Origin of the sequence: Streptomyces sp. NPDC086777, assembly GCF_040702065.1 — a bacterium.
Classification (GTDB): Bacteria; Actinomycetota; Actinomycetes; order Streptomycetales; family Streptomycetaceae; genus Streptomyces.
This window is the reverse complement of record NZ_JBFBJI010000065.1, coordinates 1-23,631: the sequence shown is the minus strand read 5'-3', so window position 1 is coordinate 23,631 and position 23,631 is coordinate 1. Positions and strand designations below refer to the sequence as shown.

Here is a 23,631-nt window from a genome sequence, read left to right as displayed (position 1 = left end):
TTCCGGACCGGCGCGGCAGTTGGCCCGGACGGGTGAGGGGTGCTGCGCCGATGGCGCGAACAGGCTGGAGACGGCGGGAGCCCGGACCCTCCTGACGGAGGATCCGGGCTCCCGGTGTGCGTGGTGCGTACTTACTGGGTGCGGTTCTCACCGCGGTAGTACTCGAACACCCAGCCGAAGAGGCCGATCATGATGATGGGTGCCGAGAAGTACAGCAGCCACCAGCCGACGGCAACGCCGAGGAAGGCCAGCGCGCCGCCGACACCGAGGGCGAGCGGCTGCCAGCTGTGCGGGCTGAAGAAGCCGATCTCGCCGGCCTCGTCCGCGACGTCGGCCTCCTTGTTGTCCTGGGCGCCCGCGTCGACACGCGAGGCGGTGAAGCCCAGGTAGAAGCCGATCATGATGCACAGGCCGAAGGCCAGGAAGAGCGCCGTGGTACCGGCCGGTTCCTTCGACCACACGCCATAGACGATCGCGATGACGAGGACGAAGACACTCAGCCACACGAACATGCGGCCCTGGATCTTCACTTGCCGGCCTCCTTGCTGCCCGCGACAGCGGCAACGGCCTGACCGTGCTCCAGCTGCTCCAGGGCGGCGATCTCAGGGTGGTGCAGGTCGAACGCCGGCGATTCGCTGCGGATCCGCGGCAGGGTGACGAAGTTGTGCCGCGGCGGCGGGCAGGAGGTCGCCCACTCCAGCGAACGGCCGTACCCCCACGGGTCGTCGACGCCGACCGGCTTGCCGTACTTGGCCGTCTTCCACACGTTGTAGAGGAACGGCAGGATCGACAGGCCGAGCAGGAAGGAGCTGATCGACGAGATCGTGTTCAGCGTGGTGAAGCCGTCGGCCGCCAGGTAGTCGGCGTACCGGCGGGGCATGCCCTCGGCGCCCAGCCAGTGCTGGACCAGGAAGGTGCCGTGGAAGCCGATGAACAGCGTCCAGAAGGTGATCTTCCCGAGCCGCTCGTCGAGCATCTTGCCGGTCATCTTCGGCCACCAGAAGTGGAAGCCGGAGAACATCGCGAAGACGACCGTACCGAAGACCACGTAGTGGAAGTGGGCGACGACGAAGTACGAGTCGGAGACGTGGAAGTCCATCGGCGGCGAGGCCAGGATGACACCGGTCAGACCACCGAAGGTGAAGGTGATCAGGAAGCCGGTCGCCCAGAGCATCGGTGTCTCGAAGGACAGCGAGCCCTTCCACATGGTGCCGATCCAGTTGAAGAACTTCACACCGGTCGGGACCGCGATCAGGAAGGTCATGAACGAGAAGAACGGCAGCAGCACACCGCCGGTGACGTACATGTGGTGCGCCCACACGGTCACGGACAGACCGGCGATCGAGATGGTCGCGGCCACCAGACCCATGTAGCCGAACATCGGCTTGCGGGAGAAGACCGGGATGACCTCGGAGATGATGCCGAAGAACGGCAGGGCGATGATGTACACCTCTGGGTGGCCGAAGAACCAGAAGAGGTGTTGCCAGAGCAGCGCTCCGCCGTTCGCCGCGTCGAAGACATGTGCCCCGAATTTCCGATCCGCCTCCAGCGCGAACAGCGCGGCGGCGAGCACGGGGAAGGCGAGCAGGACCAGGACGGCGGTCAGCAGCACGTTCCACACGAAGATCGGCATGCGGAACATGGTCATGCCCGGCGCACGCATGCAGATGATCGTGGTGATGAAGTTGACCGCGCCGAGGATGGTGCCGAAGCCGGAGAAGGCCAGACCCATGATCCACATGTCGGCGCCGATGCCCGGCGAGCGGACCGCGTCCGACAGCGGGGAGTAGGCGAACCAGCCGAAGTCCGCGGCACCCTGCGGGGTGAGGAAGCCGCCGACCGCGATGGTCGAGCCGAACAGGTAGAGCCAGTAGGCGAACATGTTCAGCCGCGGGAACGCGACGTCGGGAGCACCGATCTGGAGCGGCATGATCCAGTTCGTGAAGCCGGCGAACAGCGGCGTCGCGAACATCAGCAGCATGATCGTGCCGTGCATCGTGAACGCCTGGTTGAACTGCTCGTTCGACATGATCTGCAGACCGGGGCGAGCGAGCTCGGCGCGCATCAGCAGCGCCATCACACCGCCGATCAGGAAGAACGCGAACGACGTGACCAGATACAGCGTTCCGATGGTCTTGTGGTCGGTGGTGGTGAGCCACTTGATGACCACGTTGCCGGGCTGCTTGCGCCTGACCGGCAGCTCATCTGTGTAAGAGCCGTCAGCTGCCGCGGCACCCTGGGGTTCGTTGAGGATGCTCACAGGTTGTTCGTCTCCCGGTTCTTCTCGTGGCTCGTCTGCGCGATGCCGGCGGGAATGTAACCGGTCTGCCCCTTCTTGGCGAGGTCCTTGAGGTGCTGCTGGTAGCGCTCGGGCGAGACGACCTTCACGTTGAACAGCATCCGGGAGTGGTCGACGCCGCAGAGCTCGGCGCACTTGCCGAGGAAGGTGCCCTCCTGGTTCGGAGTCACCTGGAACGCGTTGGTGTGGCCCGGGATGACGTCCATCTTCATCAGGAACGGCACCACCCAGAAGGAGTGGATGACGTCACGCGAGGTGAGGACGAAGCGGACGGTCTCCCCCTTGGGGAGCCACAGCGTCGGACCGGGGTTGCCGGTCTGCGGGTTCTTCGTGCCCGGCGTGCCGACGTCGTAGACACCGCCGGCGGCGGCCGGGAATTCCTTCTTGAACCGGTCCGGGATGGCCACCAGGTTCGCGTCGGTCTTCGCGTCGCCGGTGACACCGTCGACGGGCGTGATGTAGTTGAAGCCCCAGCTCCACTGGAAGCCGACGACGTTGACCGTGACGTCCGGCTTCTTGTCGGTGAGGCTGAGCAGCTTCGTCTCGTCGCGCGCCGTGAAGTAGAACAGCACCGAGACGATGATGAGCGGCACCACCGTGTACAGGGCCTCGATCGGCATGTTGTACCGGGTCTGGGCCGGGACTTCGATCTTGGTGCGGCTGCGCCGGTGGAAGATGGCGCTCCAGATGATCAGACCCCACACCAGCACGCCGACGGCGAGCGCGGCGGCCCAGGAGCCCTGCCACAGGGAGAGGATCCGCGGAGCCTCTTCCGTGGTCGGGGTGGGCATACCAAGGCGGGGGAAGTCCTTGTATGTGCATCCGGTAGCGGATACCAGGACCAGGCCCGCGGTCATTGCCTGCAGCAGCTTCCGCCGCATCGGGCGCCGCGGCGAGCGGTCGGAGCCGTTGGGACTCACGTAGCGCCTTCCCGAGAGTCTCGCCCGCGCGGTCGGCTGCGGCCTTCTCGCTGGTCGGTCGCCGCCCTGCGTCGGGCAGGGGTTTGGATGTTTATGCGGACCAAACCCTAGCCGACGCCCTTCGGGGGTTCGCGGGGAGGGGGGCATACGCGTCGCCTGTCACTCGGTTGGGGTGGGAATGGGCGCCCAATAGCTCGGGTTGGTGGGGTTTCGTGCGCGCGTGCAGGTGGGTGGAGGCTGGTCGCGCCGTTCTCCGCGCCCCTTGCGTCGACTGTCCTGGGGGACGCTTTACCGTTGCCCTGTGTCCTACTTTGACGCTGCGTCCGCTGTCCCACTTCACCCCGTCGCCCGTCAGGCGTTGCTGGCCGCTCTGGACGACGGGTGGGCCGACCCCTCTCGTCTCTACCGGGAGGGGCGGAAGGCGCGGATGCTGCTGGACGCCGCTCGGGAGGCGGCCGCCGAGGCGGTCGGGTGCCGGGCGGACGAGCTGACGTTCACCCCGTCCGGGACACGGGCCGTCCACACCGGCATCGCGGGGGCGTTGGCCGGTCGCCGCCGGACCGGACGTCACCTGATCGTGTCAGCCGTCGAACACTCCTCGGTACTCCATTCGGCCGAGGCGTTCGAGGCGGAGGGTGGACAGGTGACGCGGGTGCCGGTGCTGCGGACCGGCGCGGTGGAGGCAGGCGCCTACGAGGCCGCGCTCCGCCCCGACACCGCGCTCGCCTGCCTCCAGTCGGCCAACCACGAGGTCGGCACGGAACAGCCGGTGGCGGCCGTCGCCGAGGCGTGCCGGGCGGCCGGGGTGCCGTTGCTGGTGGACGCGGCGCAGTCGCTGGGGTGGGGGCGGGTCGAGGGCGGCTGGTCGCTGCTGACGGCGAGTGCGCACAAATGGGGCGGGCCGAGCGGTGTCGGGTTGCTGGTCGTTCGCAAGGGGGTCCGGTTCGCCGTCCAAGGGGCGTCGGACGAGCGGGAGTCGGGGCGGGCGCCCGGCTTCGAGAACCTGCCGGCGATCGTCGCGGCGGCCGCCTCGCTGCGGGCCGTGCGGACGGAGGCCGGGCGGGAGGCCGTCCGGCTGCGGGAGCTGACGGCGCGGATCCGGGCGCGGGTACCGGAGTTGGTGCCCGACGTGGAGGTGGTGGGGGAACCGGAGCGGCGACTGCCCGGGATCGTCACCTTCTCCTGTCTCTATGTCGACGGGGAGACATTGCTGCACGAGCTGGACCGGGCGGGCTTCGCGGTGTCCTCGGGATCGTCCTGCACGAGCAGCACCCTGACGCCGAGCCATGTGCTCAAGGCGATGGGCGTGCTCAGCGAGGGGAACGTGCGGGTGTCGCTGCCGGCGGGGGCGGCCGAGGAAGACGTGGAGCGGTTCCTGGACGTGCTGCCGGGGGTGGTGGCGGGGGTGCGGGAGAAGCTGGGCGCGCCGGTACCGGCGGCGACCGTACAGGAGGACGTCCTGGTGGTGGACGCCCTCGGGAAGCGCTGCCCGATCCCCGTCATCGAACTGGCGAAGGTCATCGGCACCGTGCCGGTGGGCGGCAGGGTGCGGGTCCTGTCCGACGACGAGGCGGCGAGGCTGGACATCCCCGCGTGGTGCGAGATGCGCGACCAGGAGTACGTAGGCGAGGAGCCGGCCGAAAAGGGAACGGCCTACTCGGTACGCCGGCTCACCTGAGCGCGCCCGCTCCTGGGGGCGCGGGGAACTGCACGACCAGCCCCCGCGCCGCCGCACCCGAAACTCAGACCAGGTGGCCCCGAACCTCTTCGGCCGCCTCGTCCCCGTACGCCTTGGTGAACCGCTCCATGAAGTGGCCCCGGCGCAGCTGGTACTCCTGCGTACCCACCGTCTCGATGACGAGGGTCGCCAGCATGCAGCCCACCTGGGCCGCCCGCTCCAGCGAGACCCCCCACGCGAGCCCGGACAGGAACCCGGCGCGGAACGCGTCGCCGACGCCCGTCGGGTCGGCCTTGCGGTCCTCGTCGGGGCAGCCGACCTCGATGGCCTCCTCGCCGACCCGCTCGATCCGCACCCCGCGCGCACCCAGCGTCGTGACCCGGTGGCCGACCTTCGCGAGGATCTCCTCGTCGCTCCAGCCGGTCTTCGTCTCGATGAGCCCCTTCTCGTACTCGTTGGAGAAGAGGTACGTCGCGCCCTCCAGCAGTATCCGGATCTCGTCGCCGTTCATCCGGGCGATCTGCTGGGAGAAGTCGGCGGCGAAGGGGATGGACCGGGTCCGGCACTCCTCGGTGTGGCGGAGCATGCCCTCCGGGTCGTCCGCGCCGATCAGGACCAGGTCGAGTCCGCCGACCCGGTCGGCCACCGTCTTGAGCTCGATCAGCCGGGCCTCGCTCATCGCGCCCGTGTAGAAGGAGCCGATCTGGTTGTGGTCGGCGTCGGTCGTGCACACGAAACGCGCGGTGTGCAGGGTCTCGGAGATGCGGACGGACTCCGTGTCGACGCCGTTCCGGTCGAGCCAGGCCCGGTACTCGTCGAAGTCGAAGCCCGCCGCGCCGACCAGGATCGGCCGGGTGCCGAGCTGTCCCATGCCGAACGCGATGTTCGCGCCGACGCCGCCGCGCCGCACGTCCAGGTTGTCGACCAGGAAGGACAGCGAGACCGTGTGCAGCTGGTCCGCGACCAGCTGGTCCGCGAAGCGGCCGGGGAACGTCATGAGGTGGTCGGTGGCGATGGAGCCGGTGACTGCGATGCGCACGGCTGGGACTCTCCTGAGGGGAGGCGTAATTGACAGTTAACGCTACCGGGTCGGCGTGGGCACCCTGAAGGTGCCAAAACTACCCGATAGTAGATCTTTCTTCGCGGCCCACGGCGTGCTTACCGTTCCGTCATGACGAACCTCAAGGCCCACGCCCCCGCTCCGGCCGACCTCGACGGCGACCTCGCGTCGCTGCGCGGGGACTGCGCCCGGATGGCTCCGCACTGGGCTGTTCCCGATCACAGCCATGCCCGTCCGGTGCCGCCGTCACTCATCCACGGGGTGACCGTGCCGAAGAAGTCCGCCAGACTCCTGGACGCGATGTCCGACTACGGCGACTGAGTTCCGCCCGGCGCGTTCCCAGGGAACCGCGCGCTCCCCTCCCGCGTCCCATCGCCGTCCCCCGTGAAGGGGAGGCGGGATACGACGCGGCAAGGAGCGATGCGGTGAAGAGCGAGCGACCCGAGAACGACGACGACGCGGCCGCGGGCGGCACCGGGGAGCCCCCCGAGGCCCGGCAGGTCACGGAGTCGCCGAAGGCTGCCGAGCCCGAGGTGACCGCCGACACCGACGCCGACACCGACGCCGACACGCAGACCACCACGGGGTCCGCCGAGGCCACCGAGTCCGCCGATGCCCCGGAGGCCGTCGCGACGGAGGTTCCGGAACGGGAGGAGACTCCCGAGCCGGCGGAGACTGCCGAGCTGAAAGAGGCTCCCGAGCCGGAGGAGGCTCCCGAGACACCCGAGGCCGAAGCCGGTGGCGAGGCCGAAACCGCAGCCGAGGCCGGCACCGAGGCCGATGATCCCGCCCCCCGCCGCCGCTCCCCCGCCCTCGTCATCGCCTCCGTGGCCGCCGCCGTGCTCCTGGTCGGCGGAGGTGGTGCCTACCTCGCCGCGAACACGGGCTCCGGCTCCGGCGGCGGTACGGCCGCGGGCGCGTCCGGCGGGGCCACTCCCCCGCCCCTCGCCCTGGACGGCTACTCCTCCGGCGGCAACGGCGTGGCTCCGGGCGAGCCCAACCCGTACGGCGTGACCTACAGGGCGAGCGGGACGCTCCCCGCCGGCCCCGGCTCGGCCACGGTGTACCAGCCCTCCGGCGAGGTCTCCGAGGGCCGGGTCGCCGCGCTGGCGAAGGCGCTCGGGATCGAGGGCGCCCCGGTGGCCGAGGGTGACGTCTGGAAGGTGGGGACCGACCACGACGGCTCGGGCGGGAGCCTCCAGGTGAACCGGGCGGCCCCGGGCCTCTGGACGTACAGCCGCTATGCCCCGGGCACCGACAACTGCAAGCGCGGCCTGGTGTGCACCGAGGACCCGGCGGACCCGGCCGGCGCCCCGGTGAGCGTCGGCGAGGCCGAGCGGGCCGCGGCGCCGGTGCTGAAGGCGCTGGGCCAGGACGACGCGAAGCTCGACGCGAGCCAGGTGATGGGCGCCCAGCGGGTGGTGAACGCCGATCCGGTGGTGGGCGGGCTGCCGACGTACGGCTGGACGACCGGGCTGACCGTGAGCAGGCAGGGCGAGGTGGTCGGCGGCAACGGGATGCTCGCGACGCCCGCGAAGGGCGACACGTATCCGGTCCTGAGCGCAGCGAAGACGCTGGCGCTGATGAACGCGGCGCCGCGGTCCGACCACCGGATGGGCATCGGCGGCTGCGCCAGTCCCGTACCGCTGAAGGACCGGCTGGAGCAGCCGTGCGGCGCGACGTCACCGTCCGCATCCTCGCCGTCGGCGTCCGCGTCGGCCACGGACTCGGCCGTGGTCGAGAAGGCGGTGTTCGGGCTCGCCGCCCAGTCCGTCGCCGGGCGGCAGGCGCTGGTGCCGTCCTGGCTGTTCCAGGTGCGCGGGGCGGCGGACGCGTACACCGTGACCCATCCGGCGGTGGACCCGAAGTACCTGGCCTCCGCCTCGGCCGGCCCCGGCTCGTCGCCGGGCGCCCCGAAGGACGTGAAGGTGGACGGATACACGACCGACGACCGCGAACTGGTCGTCGCGTTCACCGGCGGAGTCTGCGCCGACTACAAGGTGACGGCGGACGAGGGCTCGGAGCAGGTGGTGGTGAAGGTGACCGCGACGCCCTGGCCGGACAAGATCTGCGTGATGATCGCCAAGCAGTACCACCAGGCGGTGCGGCTGGCGGCGCCGCTGGACGGCCGGAAGGTGGTCGGCACGGACGGCAGCGCCGTCCCGAAGGAGAAGCCGACGACGCTGAGCCCGCAGGTGGGCTGAGGACGCGGACACGAAGGCGGCGGCCCCTCACCACGAGGGGCCGCCGCCTTCCTGCCGTTGTGCCCTTCGGTTCAGCTGAAGGAGTCGCCGCAGGCGCAGGAGCCGGTCGCGTTCGGGTTGTCGATCGTGAAGCCCTGCTTCTCGATGGTGTCGACGAAGTCGATCGACGCGCCGCCCAGGTACGGGGCGCTCATGCGGTCGGTGACGACCTTGACGCCGCCGAAGTCCTTGACGACGTCACCGTCCAGGGAACGCTCGTCGAAGAAGAGCTGGTAGCGCAGGCCGGAGCAGCCACCGGGCTGGACGGCGACGCGCAGGGCGAGGTCGTCACGGCCTTCCTGGTCGAGCAGGGCCTTGACCTTGGCCGCGGCGGCGTCGCTCAGGATGATGCCGTCGGTGGCGGTGCTGGTCTCGTCCGATACGGACATCTACATCTCTCCCGGGTTGTACGGAGACTGCTTGCCGACGAGTGCAACCGGCGGGTCCGCTGTTTCATTCCGGGCCGGCATGCGCGTTCTCGCGTTTTTCCTACGTCTTCATGCTCGCACATGCCCGAAGTGACGCACAGCAGTCGCCGTGGCCACCCACGGCGACCTGCGCACAAGGCGACCACCCGGCGTCCACCCGGCGGTCACCCGCCCGTTCGGCGCCGGGATTGATGTCACATCGACGCTATGGCCATCGTCAAAGTGACGTGAAGCGGTTATGATAGATAACGTCAGAACGACGAAAAGTAGAAAGGGTGCGTGCCGTGACCACCGCCCAGACCACGGAGCTCGACGTACAGCCGACTCCGCTCGCCCTGCTGCTGCTCGGCCGTGAGGCCGACCCGAAGAGCGAGCGGGGCGTCGAGTGTCCCGGAGACCTCCCCTCGCCGTCCGACCCGGACCTGGTGGCGCGTGCCCGCGCGGCCAAGGAGAAGCTCGGTGACAAGGTCTTCGTGCTCGGCCACCACTACCAGCGCGACGAGGTCATCCAGTTCGCCGATGTCACGGGCGACTCCTTCAAGCTGGCCCGGGACGCCGCCGCCCGCCCGGAGGCCGAGTACATCGTGTTCTGCGGTGTGCACTTCATGGCCGAGTCCGCCGACATCCTGACCTCGGACGACCAGAAGGTGGTCCTTCCCGACCTCGCGGCCGGCTGCTCCATGGCCGACATGGCGACGGCCGAGCAGGTCGCCGAGTGCTGGGACGTGCTGACCGAGGCCGGGATCGCCGAACAGGTCGTCCCCGTCTCGTACATGAACTCGTCCGCGGACATCAAGGCGTTCACCGGCAGGCACGGCGGCACCATCTGCACCTCGTCCAACGCGCGGCGCGCGCTGGAGTGGGCGTTCGAGAAGGGGCAGAAGGTGCTGTTCCTGCCCGACCAGCACCTGGGACGCAACACCGCCGTCCGGGACATGGGCATGTCCCTGGACGACTGCGTGGTCTACAACCCGCACAAGCCCAACGGCGGCCTCACCGCCGACCAGTTGCGCGACGCGAAGATGATCCTGTGGCGCGGCCACTGCTCGGTGCACGGCCGCTTCTCGCTGGACTCGGTCGCCGACGTGCGCGAGCGCATCCCGGGCGTGAACGTCCTGGTCCACCCGGAGTGCCGGCACGAGGTGGTGGCCGCCGCCGACTACGTCGGCTCGACGGAGTACATCATCAAGGCCCTGGAGGCGGCCCCGGCCGGCTCCAAGTGGGCGATCGGCACCGAGCTGAACCTGGTCCGCCGCCTGGCGAACCGTTTCGCTCCCGAGGGCAAGGAGATCGTCTTCCTCGACAGGACGGTCTGCTTCTGCTCCACCATGAACCGCATCGACCTCCCCCACCTGGTCTGGACCCTGGAGTCGCTGGCCGAGGGCAACCTGGTCAACCGGATCGAGGTCGACAAGGAGACCGAGGCGTTCGCCAAGCTGGCCCTGGAGCGGATGCTGGCGCTGCCGTAGCCGTAGCCCTACGGCGCCCGTGTCACCCCGGGCCGACGGGTCTGCGCTCGGGGTGCGCGGGGTCGAGGGTGAAGATCGTGCCGTCGGAGGTCGACAGGACCAGCGCGCCGCGGTTGAACCAGACCGTGGGCAGCAGGCCGCTGTTGCCGAGCACCTCGGCGCGGGCCGAGGACTCCCACAGGACGGTGCCCTCGGCCGCGTCGAGCGCGGCCACCCGTCCGCTCATGGCCGCCATGTACACCGTGCGCCCCCGGGCGTCCACCGAGGCCTGGCCCGGCGACTCCAGGGTCGTGTGGCTCTCCCACAGCCGGGCCCCGGTCGTCGGCGAGAACGCGGTGACCAGGCCGCTGGAGGTGGCGAGGTAGAGCGTGCCGTGGGCCAGGGTGGGCAGGCCGCCCCGGTACTTCTCGGGCAGCGCGGTCAGGGTGCGCCTCCCGGTGTTGGGGTCGACGCGCACGATGCGGTGGTAGATCAGGTCGGGGCCGTTCTCGACGTCCTGGTCGTCCGACTCCAGGAAGAGCAGCCGTCCGGAGAGCGTGCCGACGAAACTGCCCGTCTGGGCCGGCGAGTCCAGGGTGCGCACCGAGCCGTCGGCGGGGTGCACGACGTAGAACCTCGTGGCGTGCGAGCCGTCCCTCTGGTCGCCGCAGTCGACGTACGGGAAGTCGCCCGCGGAGAGCATCGAGCAGAGCCAGCCGCGGGGCACGGGCACGGTGCTGCGCACGCTGCCGTCCCGTGCCGAGCGGACGGTGAACGTGCCGCCGTCGCCCTCCTGGGTCAGGGTCACCCCGTCGCCGTAGGCCGAGCCCAGACTGTCGGTGCGGACCGGGTGGGACCAGAGCCTGCTGCCGTCCTTGCCGTCGAGCGCCATGACGGACTGGGCCTTGCCCGCGCCGTTCGCGTCGGTGATCTGGAGTTCGACGAGGACCAGGCCGTCGTCCACGCCGAGGACGGTCGTGATGTAGCGGTCGGCCGGCACGCCCGCGGGCGCTATGCCGGCCCGCCACAGGGTCCGGCCGCTGGTGGCGTCGACCCGGGTGGGCAGGAGCGCGCTGCCGCCGCAGTAGACGGAGGAGCCGTCCGAGACGCAGGAGGGCGAGGTGTCGCCCTCGTAGCCGGGCGCCTTCCGCACCCCCTGTCCGGCGGTCGCGGACACCGTTGTCTGCCAGGGCTTCCAGCCGGTCGGAAGGGCACCCCAGCGGGAGCCGGCGGACGTGGCGGAGCCGGTGCGGGCCTCGGCGTCGCCGTTCCCGGCGCCTTCCAGCAGGTAGTAGCCGGTCACGGCCAGGGCGGTCACCGCGGCCGCGGCCAGCAGCACCCGGGAGGCACGGCGACGGGCGCGGCGGCCGGCGACCGGCGGGGTGACGGCGTCGGGTGCCTGGGCGTGGCGGCCGGGGTGCGTGGCCGGCAGCCGCAGGGTCAGGGTCTGCGGTTCGGCGCAGGACGGCTCCGGCAGGGCCGCCCCGAACTGGCGGGCCAGTTCGTCGAGTGCGGGCCGGGCGTCCGGGTCCTTGGCCAGGCAGCGCTCCAGGACCACGCGCAGCGGGCCGGTGACACCGTCCAGGACGGGCTCGTTGTGGACCACCCGGTAGCCGGTGAGGTAGGGGCTGTCGGCGTCGAACGGGCCACGTCCGGTGACGCAGTACACCAGCAGCGCGCCGAGCGAGAAGACGTCGGAGGCGGGGCCGACGGTACGGGCGTCGGTGAACTGCTCCGGGGACATGAACGGCGGCGTGCCGACCATCTGCCCGGTCTCGGTCAGGGTGTTGTGGTTCTCCGCGGCCCGGGAGATGCCGAAGTCGATGACGCGGGGGCCGTCCTCGGCCATCAGGACGTTGGCCGGTTTCAGGTCACGGTGCACCACCCCGGCCCGGTGGATGTCCCGCAGCGCCTCCACCAGACCGAGGGCCAGTGGCCGCAACTCGGTGACGCGGAACGCGCCGTGGGCCCGGATGCGGGCGGCGAGGGAGGGTCCTGGCACGTACTGGGTGGCCATCCAGGGCGTCGGCGCGTCCGGGTCGGCGTCCAGGACGGGGGCGGTGAAGGCGCCGCTGACCCGGCGGGCGGCCTCGATCTCCTGCCGGAACCGGGCGCGGAAGACCGGGTCCTCGGCGTACTGGGCGTGCACCACCTTGACGGCGACCTCGCGCCCGGAGCGCGAGCGGCCCCGGTAGACGATGCCCATCCCGCCGGCCCCCAGCCGGTCGGCGAGCCTGTACCCGCCGAGGGACCGCGGGTCGTCCTTGTGCAGCGGCACGCCGAAACTCCCCTTCCCCACCGTGCAGTTCGCGGCGCCAGCATACGGAACCGGTACGCGTGGGCGGCCGGTTCCCGGTGGTGTTCCGGAAACCGGCCGCCGTTCGCGGGACCGTCATACGGCCGCGGGCTGCGGCTCCTCGGAGACGGGGGCGGACTCCGAGTCCCGCGGGCCCTTCTTCGCGGCCCGCTTGCCGGCCCGGCGCTCCTTGCGCAGTTCGACCATCGCGTACAGCGTCGGCACGAGCAGCAGCGTGAGCAGGGTGGAGCTGATCAGGCCGCCGATCACGACCACCGCGAGCGGCTGGGCGATGAACCCGCCCTCACCGGTGACACCGAGCGCCATCGGGAGCAGGGCGAAGATCGTCGCCAGGGCCGTCATCAGGATCGGGCGCAGCCGGTGCCGGCCGCCCTCGACCACGGCCTCGACGACCCCGTACCCCTGGCCGCGGTACTGGTTGACGAGGTCGATCAGGACGATCGCGTTCGTCACCACGATGCCGATCAGCATCAGCATGCCGATCATCGCGGGGACGCCCATCGGGGTGCCGGTGACGACCAGCAGGCCGAGCGCGCCGGTCGCCGCGAACGGGATGGAGACCAGCAGGATCAGCGGCTGGACCAGGGACCTGAAGGTCGCGACCAGCAGCATGAAGACGATCGCGATCGCCGCGAGCATCGCCAGGCCCAGGTTCTTGAACGCGCTGTCCTGGTCGGAGGTGACGCCACCGATCGAGGCACTGGCGCCCGCCGGCAGCTTGAGCGCCTTGATCTTCGACTGGAGCTGGGTGCTGACCGCGCCGGTGTTGTCACCGGTGGGCTTGGCGCTGATGGTCGCGGCGCGCTGGCCGTCGATCCGGGTCATCGACACCGGCGCGTCCACCAGCTTCACGGTGGCGATGTCGCCGAGCTTCACCGGGCCCAGCCTGAGCGCCCGCAGCTGGGCGAGGGTCTCGGCCGGCTTCGCGGACTTCACGACGACGTCCCGCTCGGTGTCGTCGAGGGTCGCCTTCGCGGCCGTGGTGCCCTTGACCGCCTGGGTGACGGCGGCGCCCAGCGTCTGGTCGTCGAAACCGGCGGCCGCCGCCTTGGAGTTGGCCTTCACCGAGATGCGCGGCACGCTCTGCGCCAGGTCGCTGGTGACGTCGGTGACGTCGTCCAGCCCCGCGACCGTGGCCCGGACCTGCTCGGAGGCCTTGCGCAGCACGTCGCCGTCGGCCGCCTTCACGACGACGCTCAGGTCCTGGCTGCCGAAGCCGTCACCGGCCGACACCGTGGTCGTACCGATGCCGGACAGCTTGTGCAGACCGTCCTCGATGGCGCTCTGCACCCGGTCGTACGACTTCGAGTCGTCCAGCATCACCGAGTACGACGCCTGGTTGGTGTCGGTGCCACCGCCGAAGGCCGCCATGAACCCGGAGGAGCCGACCGTGACCTGGTAGTCCTTGACGCCGTCGATGGAGGCGAGCAGCTTCTCGACCTTCTTCGCCTGTACGTCGGTCGCCGCCAGGCTGGTGCCGGGCTTCAGCTCCTGCTTGACGGTGAGGACCTCCTGGTCGCCCTGGTCGAAGAAGTTGGTCTTCAGCAGCCCGGACATGCCGAACGTGACGACCAGGACCGCGATCGCGATCAGCACGCTGGTGAGGCGGCGCCGGGTCGCGAAGCGCAGCACGGGGACGTACAGGCGCTGCAGGCGGCTGTTCGCCTCCTTCTCCTCGGCCTTGCGGCGGGCCTCCTCGGCGTCCTCGGGGGTGCTCCTCGGGGCGCGCAGGAACCAGTAGGACAGGACGGGTACGACCGTCAGGGAGACCAGGAGGGACGCCAGCAGGGCCGCGGTGACCGTGAGGCTGAAGGGGCCGAACAGCTGGCCCACCATGCCGCCGACCAGGCCGATCGGGAGGAAGACGGCGACCGTGGTGAGGGTGGAGGAGGTGACCGCGCCGGACACCTCGCGGACCGCGCCGAGGATGGCGGCCCTGCGCTCCTCGCCGTAGCCGAGGTGGCGCTTGATGTTCTCCAGGACCACGATCGAGTCGTCGACGACCCGGCCGATCGCGATGGTGAGCGCGCCGAGGGTCAGCATGTTGAGGGAGAGGCCGCGGGTCCACAGCACGATCAGCGTGAGGACCACGGAGAGCGGGATGGACACCGCCGTCACCAGGGTCGAGCGGACCGAGGCCAGGAAGACCAGGATGACGAGGACCGCGAAGAGCAGGCCGAGGGCGCCCTCGGTGGTCAGGCCCTTGATGGACTTGGAGACCGCCGGGCCCTGGTCGCTGACGACGGTGAGGGTGGCGCCCGAGCCGAGGTCCCGGCGCAGCTTCGGCAGCCTGTCCTTGACCGCGTTCGAGATGGAGACCGCGCTGCCGTCGTGGTCCATCGTCACGTTGACGGCGAGGCTGGGCCGGCCGTCGGTACGGGTGATGGAGTCGGCGGGCGCCTCCTGCTCCTTGACCGTGGCCACGTCGCCGAGGCGCACGGGCTTGCGCACGCCCTGCCCGGTGACCATCAGGTCCCTGATCTGCCGCAGCGAGGTGAGGCCGCCGCCGACCTGGACGGTGCGGTTGGCGCCGTCCTCGTCGAAGGAGCCCGCCGGGACGGTCGCACCGGCCGCCTGGAGCGACTGGGCGAGGGCCGCGGAGGTGAGACCGGCCTTGGCCAGCCCGGCGTCGTCGGGGGTGACGTCCACCTGGAGGTCGCGGACGCCGGTGACCTGGACGCGGCCGACGCCGTCGACGTCCTTCAGGGCCGGGACGACCGTCTTGTCGAGCTGGTCGGCGAGGGCCTGCTGGTCCTTGCCCGAGGTGACGGCGAGGACCACGGTCGGCATGTCGTCCGTGGACCCGGAGATGACCTGCGGGTCGACGTCCTGCGGCAGCCGGGCGCGGTTGACGGCCAGCTGGACGTCGGCCACCAGCTGCTTGGTGTCGTTGCCGTAGTCGAAGGACGCCATGATCACGGCGTTGCCCTCGCTCGCGGTGGAGGTGACGCCGGTGACACCGTCGACGCCTTCGAGGTTGTTCTCGATCGGCTCGACGACCTGCTTCTCGACGACGTCCGGCGAGGCGCCCTGGTACGGGGCGACGACCGACACCATGGGCAGGGAGATGGTCGGCAGCAGCTGCTGCTTGATCTGCGGGATGGCGATCGCCCCGAAGACGAGCGCGATCAGGGAGATGAGGCCTATCAGGGCCCGCTGCGCGAGGCTGAATCTGGACAGCCAGGACATGGGTCAGGGTCTCTTTTCGGTGAGCTGCTGTGAGCGGAGCTGCTGTGAGCGGCGGATGAACGGCACGGGGGGCACCTGTGAGCGCCCACCGCACCACTCTCGCCGATGCGCGGACCTGCTCGGGTAGCCCCTGAGTGCCGTTCCCTTGTCCGGCTGCTACTCCGCCCGCAGTACGCCCGGGTGGAGATCAGTCCATCCTCGGGCGGACCAGCCCCGACTCGTACGCGATCACCACGAGCTGCGCCCGGTCCCGTGCGCCCAGCTTGGCCATGGCCCGGTTGACGTGCGTCTTCACGGTCAGCGGACTGACCTCCAGGCGCTCGGCGATCTCGTCGTTGGAGTGCCCCCCGGCGACCTGGACGAGTACCTCGCGCTCCCGTGAGGTGAGTGCGTCGAGCCGCTCGCCGCGGGCCGGGGCGCGACCGTCGTCGGCGAGGTCGCCCTGGGCCAGGAAGCGGGCGATCAGGCCTTTGGTGGCGGTCGGGGAGAGCAGCGACTCACCGCCGGCGGCGAGTCGGATGGCGCTCAGCAGCTCCTCGGGTTCGCTGCCCTTGCCGAGGAAGCCGGAGGCGCCCGCACGCAGTGCCTGGACCACGTAGTCGTCCACCTCGAAGGTCGTGAGGATCACCACCCGGACGTGGGCGAGGGCGGGGTCGGCGCAGATCAGCCGGGTCGCGGCCAGTCCGTCCGTGCCCGGCATCCGGATGTCCATCAGGACGACGTCGGCCTCGCGCTCCCTGGTCAGCCGCACCGCCTCGGCGCCGTCGGAGGCCTCGCCCACCACCTCCATGTCGGACTCGGAGTCGACGAGCACCCGGAACGCGCTGCGCAGTAGTGCCTGGTCGTCGGCGAGCAGGACACGGATCGTCATACGGAATCCCCCAGGGCGGCCGCACGGCCCTTGGCACGGCCGGTCGTACGGTCGCCCGTACGGTCGTCGGTGTCGGTCTTGACCGGCAGGATCGCATGGACGCGGAAGCCGCCGCCGTAGCGGGGGCCGGTGGTGAGGGTGCCGCGCAGGGCGGTGACGCGCTCGCGCATGCCGAGCAGCCCGTGGCCGCCGCCCTCCTCCGGGGCGGTGTCCTCGCCGGAGCCGTTGTCCAGGACGGTGACCTCGATGTGCGGTCCGACGCGTACGACGCTGACCTCGGCCTTGGCGTCGGGTCCCGCGTGCTTCTGCACGTTGGTCAGGGCCTCCTGGATGATCCGGTAGGCGGCCAGGTCGACGGCGGCCGGCAGGGTGGTGCCCTGGTCGGCGCGGGCCACCTCGACCTGGAGGCCGGCGTTGCGGAACGTGTCGGCGAGTTCGTCCAGGACGTGCAGGCCGGGGGCGGGCTCGGTCGGTGCCTCCGGGTCGCCGGACTGACGGAGCAGGCCGACGGTGGCCCGCAGTTCGTTCAGTGCGGAGCGGCTGGCCTCGCGGACGTGACCGAGGGCCTCCTTGGCCTGGTCGGGCCGCTTGTCCATGACGTGTGCGGCGACCCCGGCCTGCACGTTGACCAGGGCGATGTGGTGGGCGACGACGTCGTGCAGGTCCCGGGCGATGCGCAGGCGTTCCTCGGCGACCCGGCGGCGGGCCTCCTCCTCACGGGTCCGCTCGGCGCGCTCGGCCCGCTCGCGGATGGCCTGGAAGACCGCGCGCCGGCTGCGGACGGCGTCCCCGGCGGTGGCGCCGATGCCGGTCCAGGCGAAGATCGCGAGGTTCTCCTGGGCGTACCACGGCAGGGGTCCGGCGGCCATCGCGGCGGCCGTGAGCACGGTCATGGTGAGCAGGCCGGCCCGCAGGGTGGTGCGGCGGTCGGTGGTGGCGGCGACGGTGAACAGGGCGACCACGGCGGCCATCGCGACGGGGGCGCGGGGGTCGCCGGTGATGCACTCCACGACGGAGGCGGCGCCGGTGACGGCCAGGACCGTCTTCGGGGCGTGCCTGCGGAAGACCAGGGCCGCGGCGGCGAGCGTCATGAGCAGCAGGCTGAGAGGGTCCGGGACGCGGACGCCCCAGGCGACGCCGTGCCCGCCGTGCGGTTCGGCGAAAGAGCTCACGACCATGCAGACGAGGGCGCCGGCGGCGATGACCGCGTCCACGGCGAGTGGATGGGCGCCGGCTCTGCAGCGGGCTCTTTCGAGAGTGCTCACGTACTGAACAGTACGGCGGGTCGGTGCGGGCCGGAACTGTCGGTTCGGCCCGCTGAGGGCACCGTCCCCGGGGGCTGCCGCCCCCGGACCCCGGCTTCGGCGTGAACGGCCTCGTCCTCGAACGCCGGACGGGCTGGAAAGAGTGCTCGCCGGCGCTCCTCCTCACGCGCCGGACGGGCTGTTTCCCAACCGTCAGCCCGGAATCAGGCCGTCGTCCCGGAGCAGCGCCCGGACCTCCTCAAGCGTCGCGTCCGGGGACGGGAGGATGAGGTCGGAGGGCTCCAGGGCGTCGTCCGGGAGCGGCGTGCCCAGCTCCCGGACCTTGTCCAGGAGGGCGGTCAGGGTGCGGCGGAAGGATGCCTCGTCACCGGACTCGGTCTCCGCGAGGAGCTCGTCGTCCAGCTTGTTCAGTTCGGTGAGGTGGCTGTCGGCCAGCCTCACCTGGCCCTCCCCCATGATCCTCACGACCATGTCGGCCATGTCGCCCTCCAGGCGTCGGCTACTGCTTGTCGAAGCGTGGGGTGTCCTGCGGCTGCTGCGCCTGCTGGCCCTGGCCGGTGCCGCCCTCGATCGCCTGCTGGGGCGATCCGCCGGCGAGCTCGGCCTTCATGCGCTGCAGTTCCAGCTCCACATCCGTACCACCGGAGAGCCGGTCCAGCTCGGCGGCGATGTCGTCCTTGGCGGTGCCGGTGGGGTCGTCGAGGGCGCCGGAGGCGAGGAGTTCGTCGATGGCGCCGGCGCGGGCCTGGAGCTGCTGCGTCTTGTCCTCGGCGCGCTGGATGGCGAGGCCGACGTCGCCCATCTCCTCGGAGATGCCGGTGAAGGCCTCGCCGATGCGGGTCTGGGCCTGGGCCGCGGTGTAGGTGGCCTTGATGGTCTCCTTCTTGGTGCGGAAGGCGTCCACCTTGGCCTGCAGGCGCTGGGCCGCGAGGGTGAGCTTCTCCTCCTCGCCCTGAAGGGTGGCGTGCTGCGTCTCCAGGTCGGTCACCTGCTGCTGGAGGGCGGCGCGGCGGGAGAGCGCCTCGCGGGCGAGGTCCTCGCGGCCGAGGGCGAGCGCCTTGCGGCCCTGGTCCTCCAGCTTGCCGGACTGCTGCTGGAGCTGGTTCAGCTGGAGTTCGAGCCGCTTGCGGCTGGTCGCCACGTCGGCGACGCCGCGGCGGACCTTCTGCAGCAGCTCCAGCTGCTTCTGGTACGAGTAGTCGAGGGTCTCGCGCGGGTCCTCGGCCCTGTCCAGGGCCTTGTTCGCCTTCGCGCGGAAGATCATCCCCATACGCTTCATGACACCGCTCATGGGCTTCGCGCGCCCCCTTCTGACGGACTCCAGCTCACCGATCCTGCGACAGAACCCACAGTACGGGCCCTGCATCCATTACCGCACTGTTCGGGGACCGATGCGCTCATCCCCAAGGACGACTACCGACAGCTCCGCTCCGGCACAGGTAGTAGGTGTCCCCCCCTGAGCGAAGCGCCTGCAACGTCCCCTCTGTCCCCCCATGGAGACGACTGGCGTTGCGGGATCGTTCCCCGCCGGACTAGGGCCCACACCCGGTGACCCCGTACCCTTGGGTTTTGTGTTCCGAAGCCGTGCCAAGGATGAGAAGGCCCCCGCCGACAAGGCGGTCGTGACCGACTCCAAGCAGACCCGTGACCCGCAGGCCCCGAAGGGCAGGCCCACGCCCAAGCGCAGTGAGGCCCAGACCCAGCGGCGCAGCGTGGCCAACACGCCGACGACGCGCAAGGACGCGGCCAAGCGTCAGCGCGACGACCGGCGCGCCGCCATGGAGCGGCAGCGCCAGGCGCTGGCCACCGGCGACGAGCGGTACCTGCCGGCCCGTGACAAGGGCCCGGTCCGCAGGTTCGCCCGCGACTGGGTCGACTCGCGTTTCAACGTGGCGGAGTTCTTCCTGCCGCTGGCCGTGGTCATCCTGGTCATGAGCGTGGTCAACAACGCGGCGATCAAGAACATCGCGCTGCTGCTGTGGCTGGTCGTGATCGTGCTGATCGTGCTCGACGCGGTGATCAGCGGACTGCGGCTGCGGGGACGCCTCGCCGAGCGCTTCCCCGACCAGAACAAGAAGGGCGCCGTCGCCTACGCCCTGATGCGCTCCCTCCAGATGCGCCGGCTCCGGCTGCCCAAGCCTCAGGTCAAGCGCGGAGAGCGGCCCTGAGCACAGAGCCGTTCTCCGGGGGTGCGGCGAAGTCCTGGCTGGGCAGGCTGGGCGGGCTGCGTGACGTGGTCCGGCAGCAGTTGGTGGCCCGTCAGCTCGACGAGCAGATAACCGGGCGGTTCCCGGTCGGGCAGCGGCTGCGGGTGCTCGACGTGGGGATGGGCCAGGGCACCCAGGCGCTGCGGCTGGCCCGGGCCGGGCACCAGGTGACCGGTGTGGAGCGGGAACCGACGATGATCGCGGCCGCGCGGGAGGCCCTGGCCGCCGAGCCGGAGGGCATCCGCGAGCGGGTGCGGATCGTCCAGGGGGACGGGCAGGACACGGGCGTCCACTTCCTGCCGGGCAGCTTCGACGTGGTGCTCTGCCACGGGGTGCTGATGTACGTCGAGGAGCCGGACGCGCTGCTCGCCGGGCTGGCCCGGATGCTGGCCCCGGGCGGGCTGCTGTCGCTGCTGGTGCGCAACGCCGACGCGCTGGCGATGCGGCCGGGGCTGAGCGGTGACTGGGCGGGCGCCCTGGACTCCTTCGACACCGTCTCCTACCGCAACCGGCTGGGCCTGGACGTCCGGGCCGACCGGCTGACCACCCTGACCGGCACCCTCGCCGGCATCGGGGCGCCGCTGCAGTCCTGGTACGGCGTACGGGTCTTCACGGACACCGCCGCGGACGGCGCCGGGGCACCGGCCGACCTGGAGACGCTGCTCGCGGCGGAGGAACGGGCCGGGCGGACGGATCCGTACCGGGCGGTCGCGGCGCTGCTGCACCTGTGCGGGGTCCGCGGCTGACGCCGCCTCACCCGGTACCGCTCGTTCGGGCCAGCAGCGCGAGCCGGAGCGCCGACGCGGCGGCGAGACTCGGGGCATGGACGCTTCCCCCGCCCGCCGGACCCTGCGTTCGGCCGCCGTGCTCGGTTCCTGCTGCCTCGCCCTGGCCTCCGGATGTTCCGCCTTCGACGGCGACGGTGCGGAGGACGCCTCGGCCGCGCAGGCGGCGGCCGTCCCCCTGGCGGCGACGCAGCTGCAGGACCGGTACCAGAAGGTGATCAAGGACGTCCTGCCGTCGGTCGTGCAGATCCAGGGCACCAGCGACCTGGGGTCGGGCGTGGTCTACGACGGCAACGGACACATCGTCACCAACGCGCATGTCGTCGGGAACGAGAAGAAGTTCAAGGTGACGACGGCCAACACCGAGGAACCGCTGACCGCGACGCTGGTGTACTCCTACCCCCAGCAGGACCTGGCCGTGATCAGGCTCGACCGGATCCCGGAGGGGCTGAAGGCGGCCACCTTCGGGGACACCGAGAAGGTGGCGGTCGGGCAGATCACGCTGGCCATGGGATCGCCGCTCGGGCTGTCGTCCAGCGTCACCGAGGGCATCGTGTCGGCGACCGGACGTACCGTCAGCGAGAACACGGCGGGCGGCGGTACGGGCGCCACCATCCCCAACATGGTGCAGACCTCCGCGGCCATCAACCCCGGCAACAGCGGCGGCGCCCTGGTCGACCTGAACGGCCAGGTCATCGGCATCCCGACGCTCGCCGCGAGCGATCCCGACCTCGGCGGCAGCGCGGCGCCCGGGATCGGGTTCGCCATCCCGGGGTCGATGGTGAAGACGGTCGCCGACCAGATCGTCAAGCAGGGGAAGGTCACCGACTCGGGGCGGGCCGCGCTGGGCATCTCCGGGCGCACGGTGGTCGACGCGAACTACCAGCCGGCCGGGGTGGCCGTGGTGACCGTCGAGCACGGCGACGCGGCCGACAAGGCGGGCATCCGGCCCGGGGACATCATCACCGGACTGGGTGACGACCGCGTCACCACCATCACCTCACTGGCCGAGTCGCTCGCCGCGGACCGGCCGGGGCAGAAGACGACGGTGACCTACAGCCGGGACGGCATCGGCACGACGGTGGACGTGACGCTGGGCGAGCAGTGAGGCGGTGACCGGCGGGACGGCCGGTGAGGGCCGCCCCGGACCGGCACGCCTCAGGACTCGTCCGCGTGCAGACTCATCGGCCCGTAGATCTCGGTGGCGTCCTCGTAGAGCCGCACCTGGTCGGCGCCGCCGGCCAGCAGGGCCTTCCACTGCTCGCCGATCCACGACTCGGCGTCGCCCTGGGTGGTGAACTCCTCGGGCTCCACCGCGGGCTGGACCTCCGTCCCGTCGGCCTTCTCGAACCGCCATGTCCATGCCGCCATGTAGGCCTCCTTTGATCCAACCGCTGCATCGTATGCCGTGAGGTGGGCGGGTCGATACGACTCCGCAGGTTGTGGGGTGTCTGCGGGCTCGTGGGGGTCGTCGGGCAGTTCCTCCCCCAGCCTTCGGCCGGGGGTGCCCCCAGCGCCCCGTTCAGGGGCGCGGCACGCAGCGTCGGCGCCGAGGGCGGGTGAGAATCAGTCCCGTGGAAGTGACTTTGCTCGGTACCGGTGCTCCCGCGGGGCTGCCTCAGCCCGGCTGTCCCTGTGCGGCCTGTGCGACGGCCGTCGGGGCGGACGCACGGGCCGCGACCGCGGTGCTCGTCGACGGGACGCTGCTGCTCGACCTGACGCCGGGGGCGGCGTTCGCGGCGGCCCGGGCCGGGCTGTCCCTCGGCGGGGTACGGCAGGTGCTGCTGTCGCATCCGCACGACGGGCCCGCCGTCGAGGTGCCGGCCGGGCTGCCGCAGCCGGGGCGGGTGCCGGACGGCCGGGAGCTGGCGCTGCTGACGGGGCATCGGGTGCGGGCCGTGGCGATGGACGCGGGCGGCACCGGGTACGCGGTGACCGGCCCCGACGGGCAGCGGCTGCTGTACCTGCCGCCGGGCGGGGCGCAGGCCGGGCTGGAGAACGGGAACGGGAGCCCGGACGGGTACGACCTGGTGCTCCTGGACGTCGTGGGGCGCCCGGACGCGCTGGCGCGCCTGCGGGCGGTCGGCGCGGTCGGGCCGGCCACGGACGTCGTCGCCGTCCACCTCGGCCACGACGTGCCGCCCGGCGCGGAGTTGCGCCGCCGGCTGGCCGCGGCCGGGGCGCGGGCGGTGCCGGACGGGACGACGCTGACGGTCGGGGTGTACGAGGACGTGCCCGACGTGCCGCGCCGGACGCTGGTGCTGGGCGGCGCCCGGTCGGGGAAGTCCGTGGAGGCCGAACAGCGGCTGGAGTCCTTCCCCGACGTGCTCTACATCGCCACCGGCGGTACGCGCGGCGGGGACACCGAATGGGCGGCGCGGGTGGCCGCGCACCGGGATCGGCGGCCGGGGTCCTGGCGTACGACGGAGACGTGCGACCTCGTGCCGCTGCTGGCGCAGGACGGGCCCGCGCTGCTGATCGACTGCCTGTCGCTGTGGCTGACGGACGCGATGGACGCCGTCGGGGCGTGGGACGACACGGAGTGGGCGTCGGGCGGGGAGAAGGCCCTGCGGGAGCGGGTGCGGGAGCTGACGGAGGCGGTGCGGGGGACGCGGCGGACGGTGGTGGCCGTGTCGAACGAGGTGGGGTCGGGGATCGTGCCGGCCACGGCGTCCGGGCGCCGGTACCGGGATGAACTGGGGCGCCTGAACGTGGCGTTCGCGGGCGAGTGCGAGCAGGTGGTGCTGGTGGTGGCCGGGCAGGCGGTGGTGCTGAGGTGAGTGGGGGCGGGGGGCGCTTACCGGCGCTGGCAGGGTGCCTCCCCCGGCCGGGGGGGGGGGGGGGGCCCCCCCCCCCACCCCGGGGGGGGATAAGGCGCGCAACCCCCCCCCCCCCCCCCCGGAAGAACCCCCCCCCACCCC

General features: G+C 71.4%; 20 protein-coding genes. 8 read left to right on the top strand and 12 right to left on the bottom strand.

Annotated features, from left to right (window positions below):
• Positions 1 to 131: 131 nt before the first annotated feature.
• Genes AB0472_RS44155 through coxB form a run of 3 tightly spaced genes read right to left on the bottom strand, consistent with a single transcriptional unit; the run spans position 132 to position 3,219 of the window.
• Positions 132 to 530: a cytochrome c oxidase subunit 4 gene (locus AB0472_RS44155; protein ID WP_093503960.1), complete on the bottom strand. Its 399-nt coding sequence runs from the start codon at positions 528 to 530 to the stop codon at positions 132 to 134.
• Positions 527 to 2,260 carry a cytochrome c oxidase subunit I gene (ctaD, locus tag AB0472_RS44150; protein WP_366365170.1) on the bottom strand — a complete coding sequence of 578 codons (1,734 nt, stop codon included), beginning with the start codon at positions 2,258 to 2,260 and terminating at the stop codon, positions 527 to 529. Before ctaD ends, AB0472_RS44155 begins: the two co-directional genes overlap by 4 nt.
• Positions 2,257 to 3,219: a cytochrome c oxidase subunit II gene (gene coxB, locus AB0472_RS44145; RefSeq protein ID WP_366365169.1), complete on the bottom strand. Its 963-nt coding sequence runs from the start codon at positions 3,217 to 3,219 to the stop codon at positions 2,257 to 2,259. Before coxB ends, ctaD begins: the two co-directional genes overlap by 4 nt.
• A gap of 301 nt (positions 3,220 to 3,520) precedes the next feature.
• On the opposite strand from coxB, the gene AB0472_RS44140 reads away from it, so the two are divergent.
• Positions 3,521 to 4,897, top strand: a complete 1,377-nt coding sequence (locus AB0472_RS44140) for an aminotransferase class V-fold PLP-dependent enzyme (protein WP_366365167.1) — start codon at positions 3,521 to 3,523, stop codon at positions 4,895 to 4,897.
• A gap of 64 nt (positions 4,898 to 4,961) precedes the next feature.
• Here AB0472_RS44140 and AB0472_RS44135 read toward each other — a convergent pair whose 3' ends face one another.
• Entirely contained in the window at positions 4,962 to 5,936 is a 975-nt protein-coding gene (locus AB0472_RS44135; protein WP_366365166.1) for a carbohydrate kinase family protein, read from the bottom strand.
• Positions 5,937 to 6,068: 132 nt separating this feature from the next.
• Here AB0472_RS44135 and AB0472_RS44130 point away from each other — a divergent pair, with 132 nt between their 5' ends.
• Both AB0472_RS44130 and AB0472_RS44125 read left to right on the top strand, forming a co-directional pair.
• The gene (locus AB0472_RS44130; RefSeq protein ID WP_366365165.1) at positions 6,069 to 6,278 is read left to right on the top strand and encodes a hypothetical protein; all 210 of its coding nucleotides are present in this window, start codon (positions 6,069 to 6,071) and stop codon (positions 6,276 to 6,278) included.
• A gap of 104 nt (positions 6,279 to 6,382) precedes the next feature.
• Complete coding sequence (locus AB0472_RS44125; RefSeq protein ID WP_366365164.1) at positions 6,383 to 8,161, top strand: hypothetical protein; 1,779 nt, start codon at positions 6,383 to 6,385, stop codon at positions 8,159 to 8,161.
• Between the two features lie 71 nt (positions 8,162 to 8,232).
• Here the strand turns inward: AB0472_RS44125 and AB0472_RS44120 are convergent, their stop codons facing one another.
• A complete protein-coding gene (locus tag AB0472_RS44120; RefSeq protein ID WP_030951236.1) occupies positions 8,233 to 8,589 on the bottom strand; it encodes an iron-sulfur cluster assembly accessory protein in 357 nt (118 codons plus the stop codon).
• Positions 8,590 to 8,912: 323 nt separating this feature from the next.
• Between AB0472_RS44120 and nadA the strand changes: the two genes are divergently transcribed.
• Positions 8,913 to 10,097, top strand: a complete 1,185-nt coding sequence (gene nadA, locus AB0472_RS44115) for a quinolinate synthase NadA (protein WP_366365163.1) — start codon at positions 8,913 to 8,915, stop codon at positions 10,095 to 10,097.
• Between the two features lie 22 nt (positions 10,098 to 10,119).
• Here the strand turns inward: nadA and AB0472_RS44110 are convergent, their stop codons facing one another.
• From AB0472_RS44110 to AB0472_RS44085, 6 genes are all read right to left on the bottom strand, one after another.
• Positions 10,120 to 12,354 (bottom strand): PQQ-binding-like beta-propeller repeat protein, encoded by a 2,235-nt coding sequence (locus tag AB0472_RS44110; protein WP_366365162.1) that lies wholly within the window; start codon positions 12,352 to 12,354, stop codon positions 10,120 to 10,122.
• A 114-nt stretch (positions 12,355 to 12,468) separates the two neighbouring features.
• On the bottom strand, positions 12,469 to 15,582 hold the full coding sequence (locus AB0472_RS44105; RefSeq protein WP_366365161.1) for an efflux RND transporter permease subunit: 3,114 nt from the start codon (positions 15,580 to 15,582) through the stop codon (positions 12,469 to 12,471).
• 187 nt (positions 15,583 to 15,769) lie between these two features.
• A complete protein-coding gene (locus AB0472_RS44100) occupies positions 15,770 to 16,453 on the bottom strand; it encodes a response regulator transcription factor (protein WP_366365160.1) in 684 nt (227 codons plus the stop codon).
• Positions 16,450 to 17,718, bottom strand: a complete 1,269-nt coding sequence (locus tag AB0472_RS44095) for a histidine kinase (RefSeq protein WP_366365159.1) — start codon at positions 17,716 to 17,718, stop codon at positions 16,450 to 16,452. Before AB0472_RS44095 ends, AB0472_RS44100 begins: the two co-directional genes overlap by 4 nt.
• Before the next feature lie 192 nt (positions 17,719 to 17,910).
• Complete coding sequence (locus AB0472_RS44090) at positions 17,911 to 18,189, bottom strand: hypothetical protein (RefSeq protein ID WP_366365184.1); 279 nt, start codon at positions 18,187 to 18,189, stop codon at positions 17,911 to 17,913.
• A 28-nt stretch (positions 18,190 to 18,217) separates the two neighbouring features.
• Positions 18,218 to 19,009, bottom strand: coding sequence for a PspA/IM30 family protein (locus AB0472_RS44085; RefSeq protein WP_361283413.1), 792 nt, complete (start codon positions 19,007 to 19,009; stop codon positions 18,218 to 18,220).
• Between the two features lie 202 nt (positions 19,010 to 19,211).
• Here AB0472_RS44085 and AB0472_RS44080 point away from each other — a divergent pair, with 202 nt between their 5' ends.
• The 3 genes from AB0472_RS44080 (at position 19,212) to AB0472_RS44070 (ending at position 21,818) form a co-directional block, all read left to right on the top strand.
• Positions 19,212 to 19,886 (top strand): DUF3043 domain-containing protein, encoded by a 675-nt coding sequence (locus AB0472_RS44080; RefSeq protein WP_366365158.1) that lies wholly within the window; start codon positions 19,212 to 19,214, stop codon positions 19,884 to 19,886.
• 83 nt (positions 19,887 to 19,969) lie between these two features.
• A complete protein-coding gene (locus AB0472_RS44075; RefSeq protein WP_366365182.1) occupies positions 19,970 to 20,671 on the top strand; it encodes a methyltransferase domain-containing protein in 702 nt (233 codons plus the stop codon).
• A gap of 76 nt (positions 20,672 to 20,747) precedes the next feature.
• On the top strand, positions 20,748 to 21,818 hold the full coding sequence (locus AB0472_RS44070; protein ID WP_366365157.1) for a trypsin-like peptidase domain-containing protein: 1,071 nt from the start codon (positions 20,748 to 20,750) through the stop codon (positions 21,816 to 21,818).
• A gap of 50 nt (positions 21,819 to 21,868) precedes the next feature.
• Here AB0472_RS44070 and AB0472_RS44065 read toward each other — a convergent pair whose 3' ends face one another.
• Positions 21,869 to 22,081 (bottom strand): hypothetical protein, encoded by a 213-nt coding sequence (locus AB0472_RS44065; RefSeq protein ID WP_234542644.1) that lies wholly within the window; start codon positions 22,079 to 22,081, stop codon positions 21,869 to 21,871.
• 203 nt (positions 22,082 to 22,284) lie between these two features.
• Between AB0472_RS44065 and AB0472_RS44060 the strand changes: the two genes are divergently transcribed.
• Positions 22,285 to 23,490 carry a bifunctional adenosylcobinamide kinase/adenosylcobinamide-phosphate guanylyltransferase gene (locus tag AB0472_RS44060; protein ID WP_366365156.1) on the top strand — a complete coding sequence of 402 codons (1,206 nt, stop codon included), beginning with the start codon at positions 22,285 to 22,287 and terminating at the stop codon, positions 23,488 to 23,490.
• Positions 23,491 to 23,631: the final 141 nt, after the last annotated feature.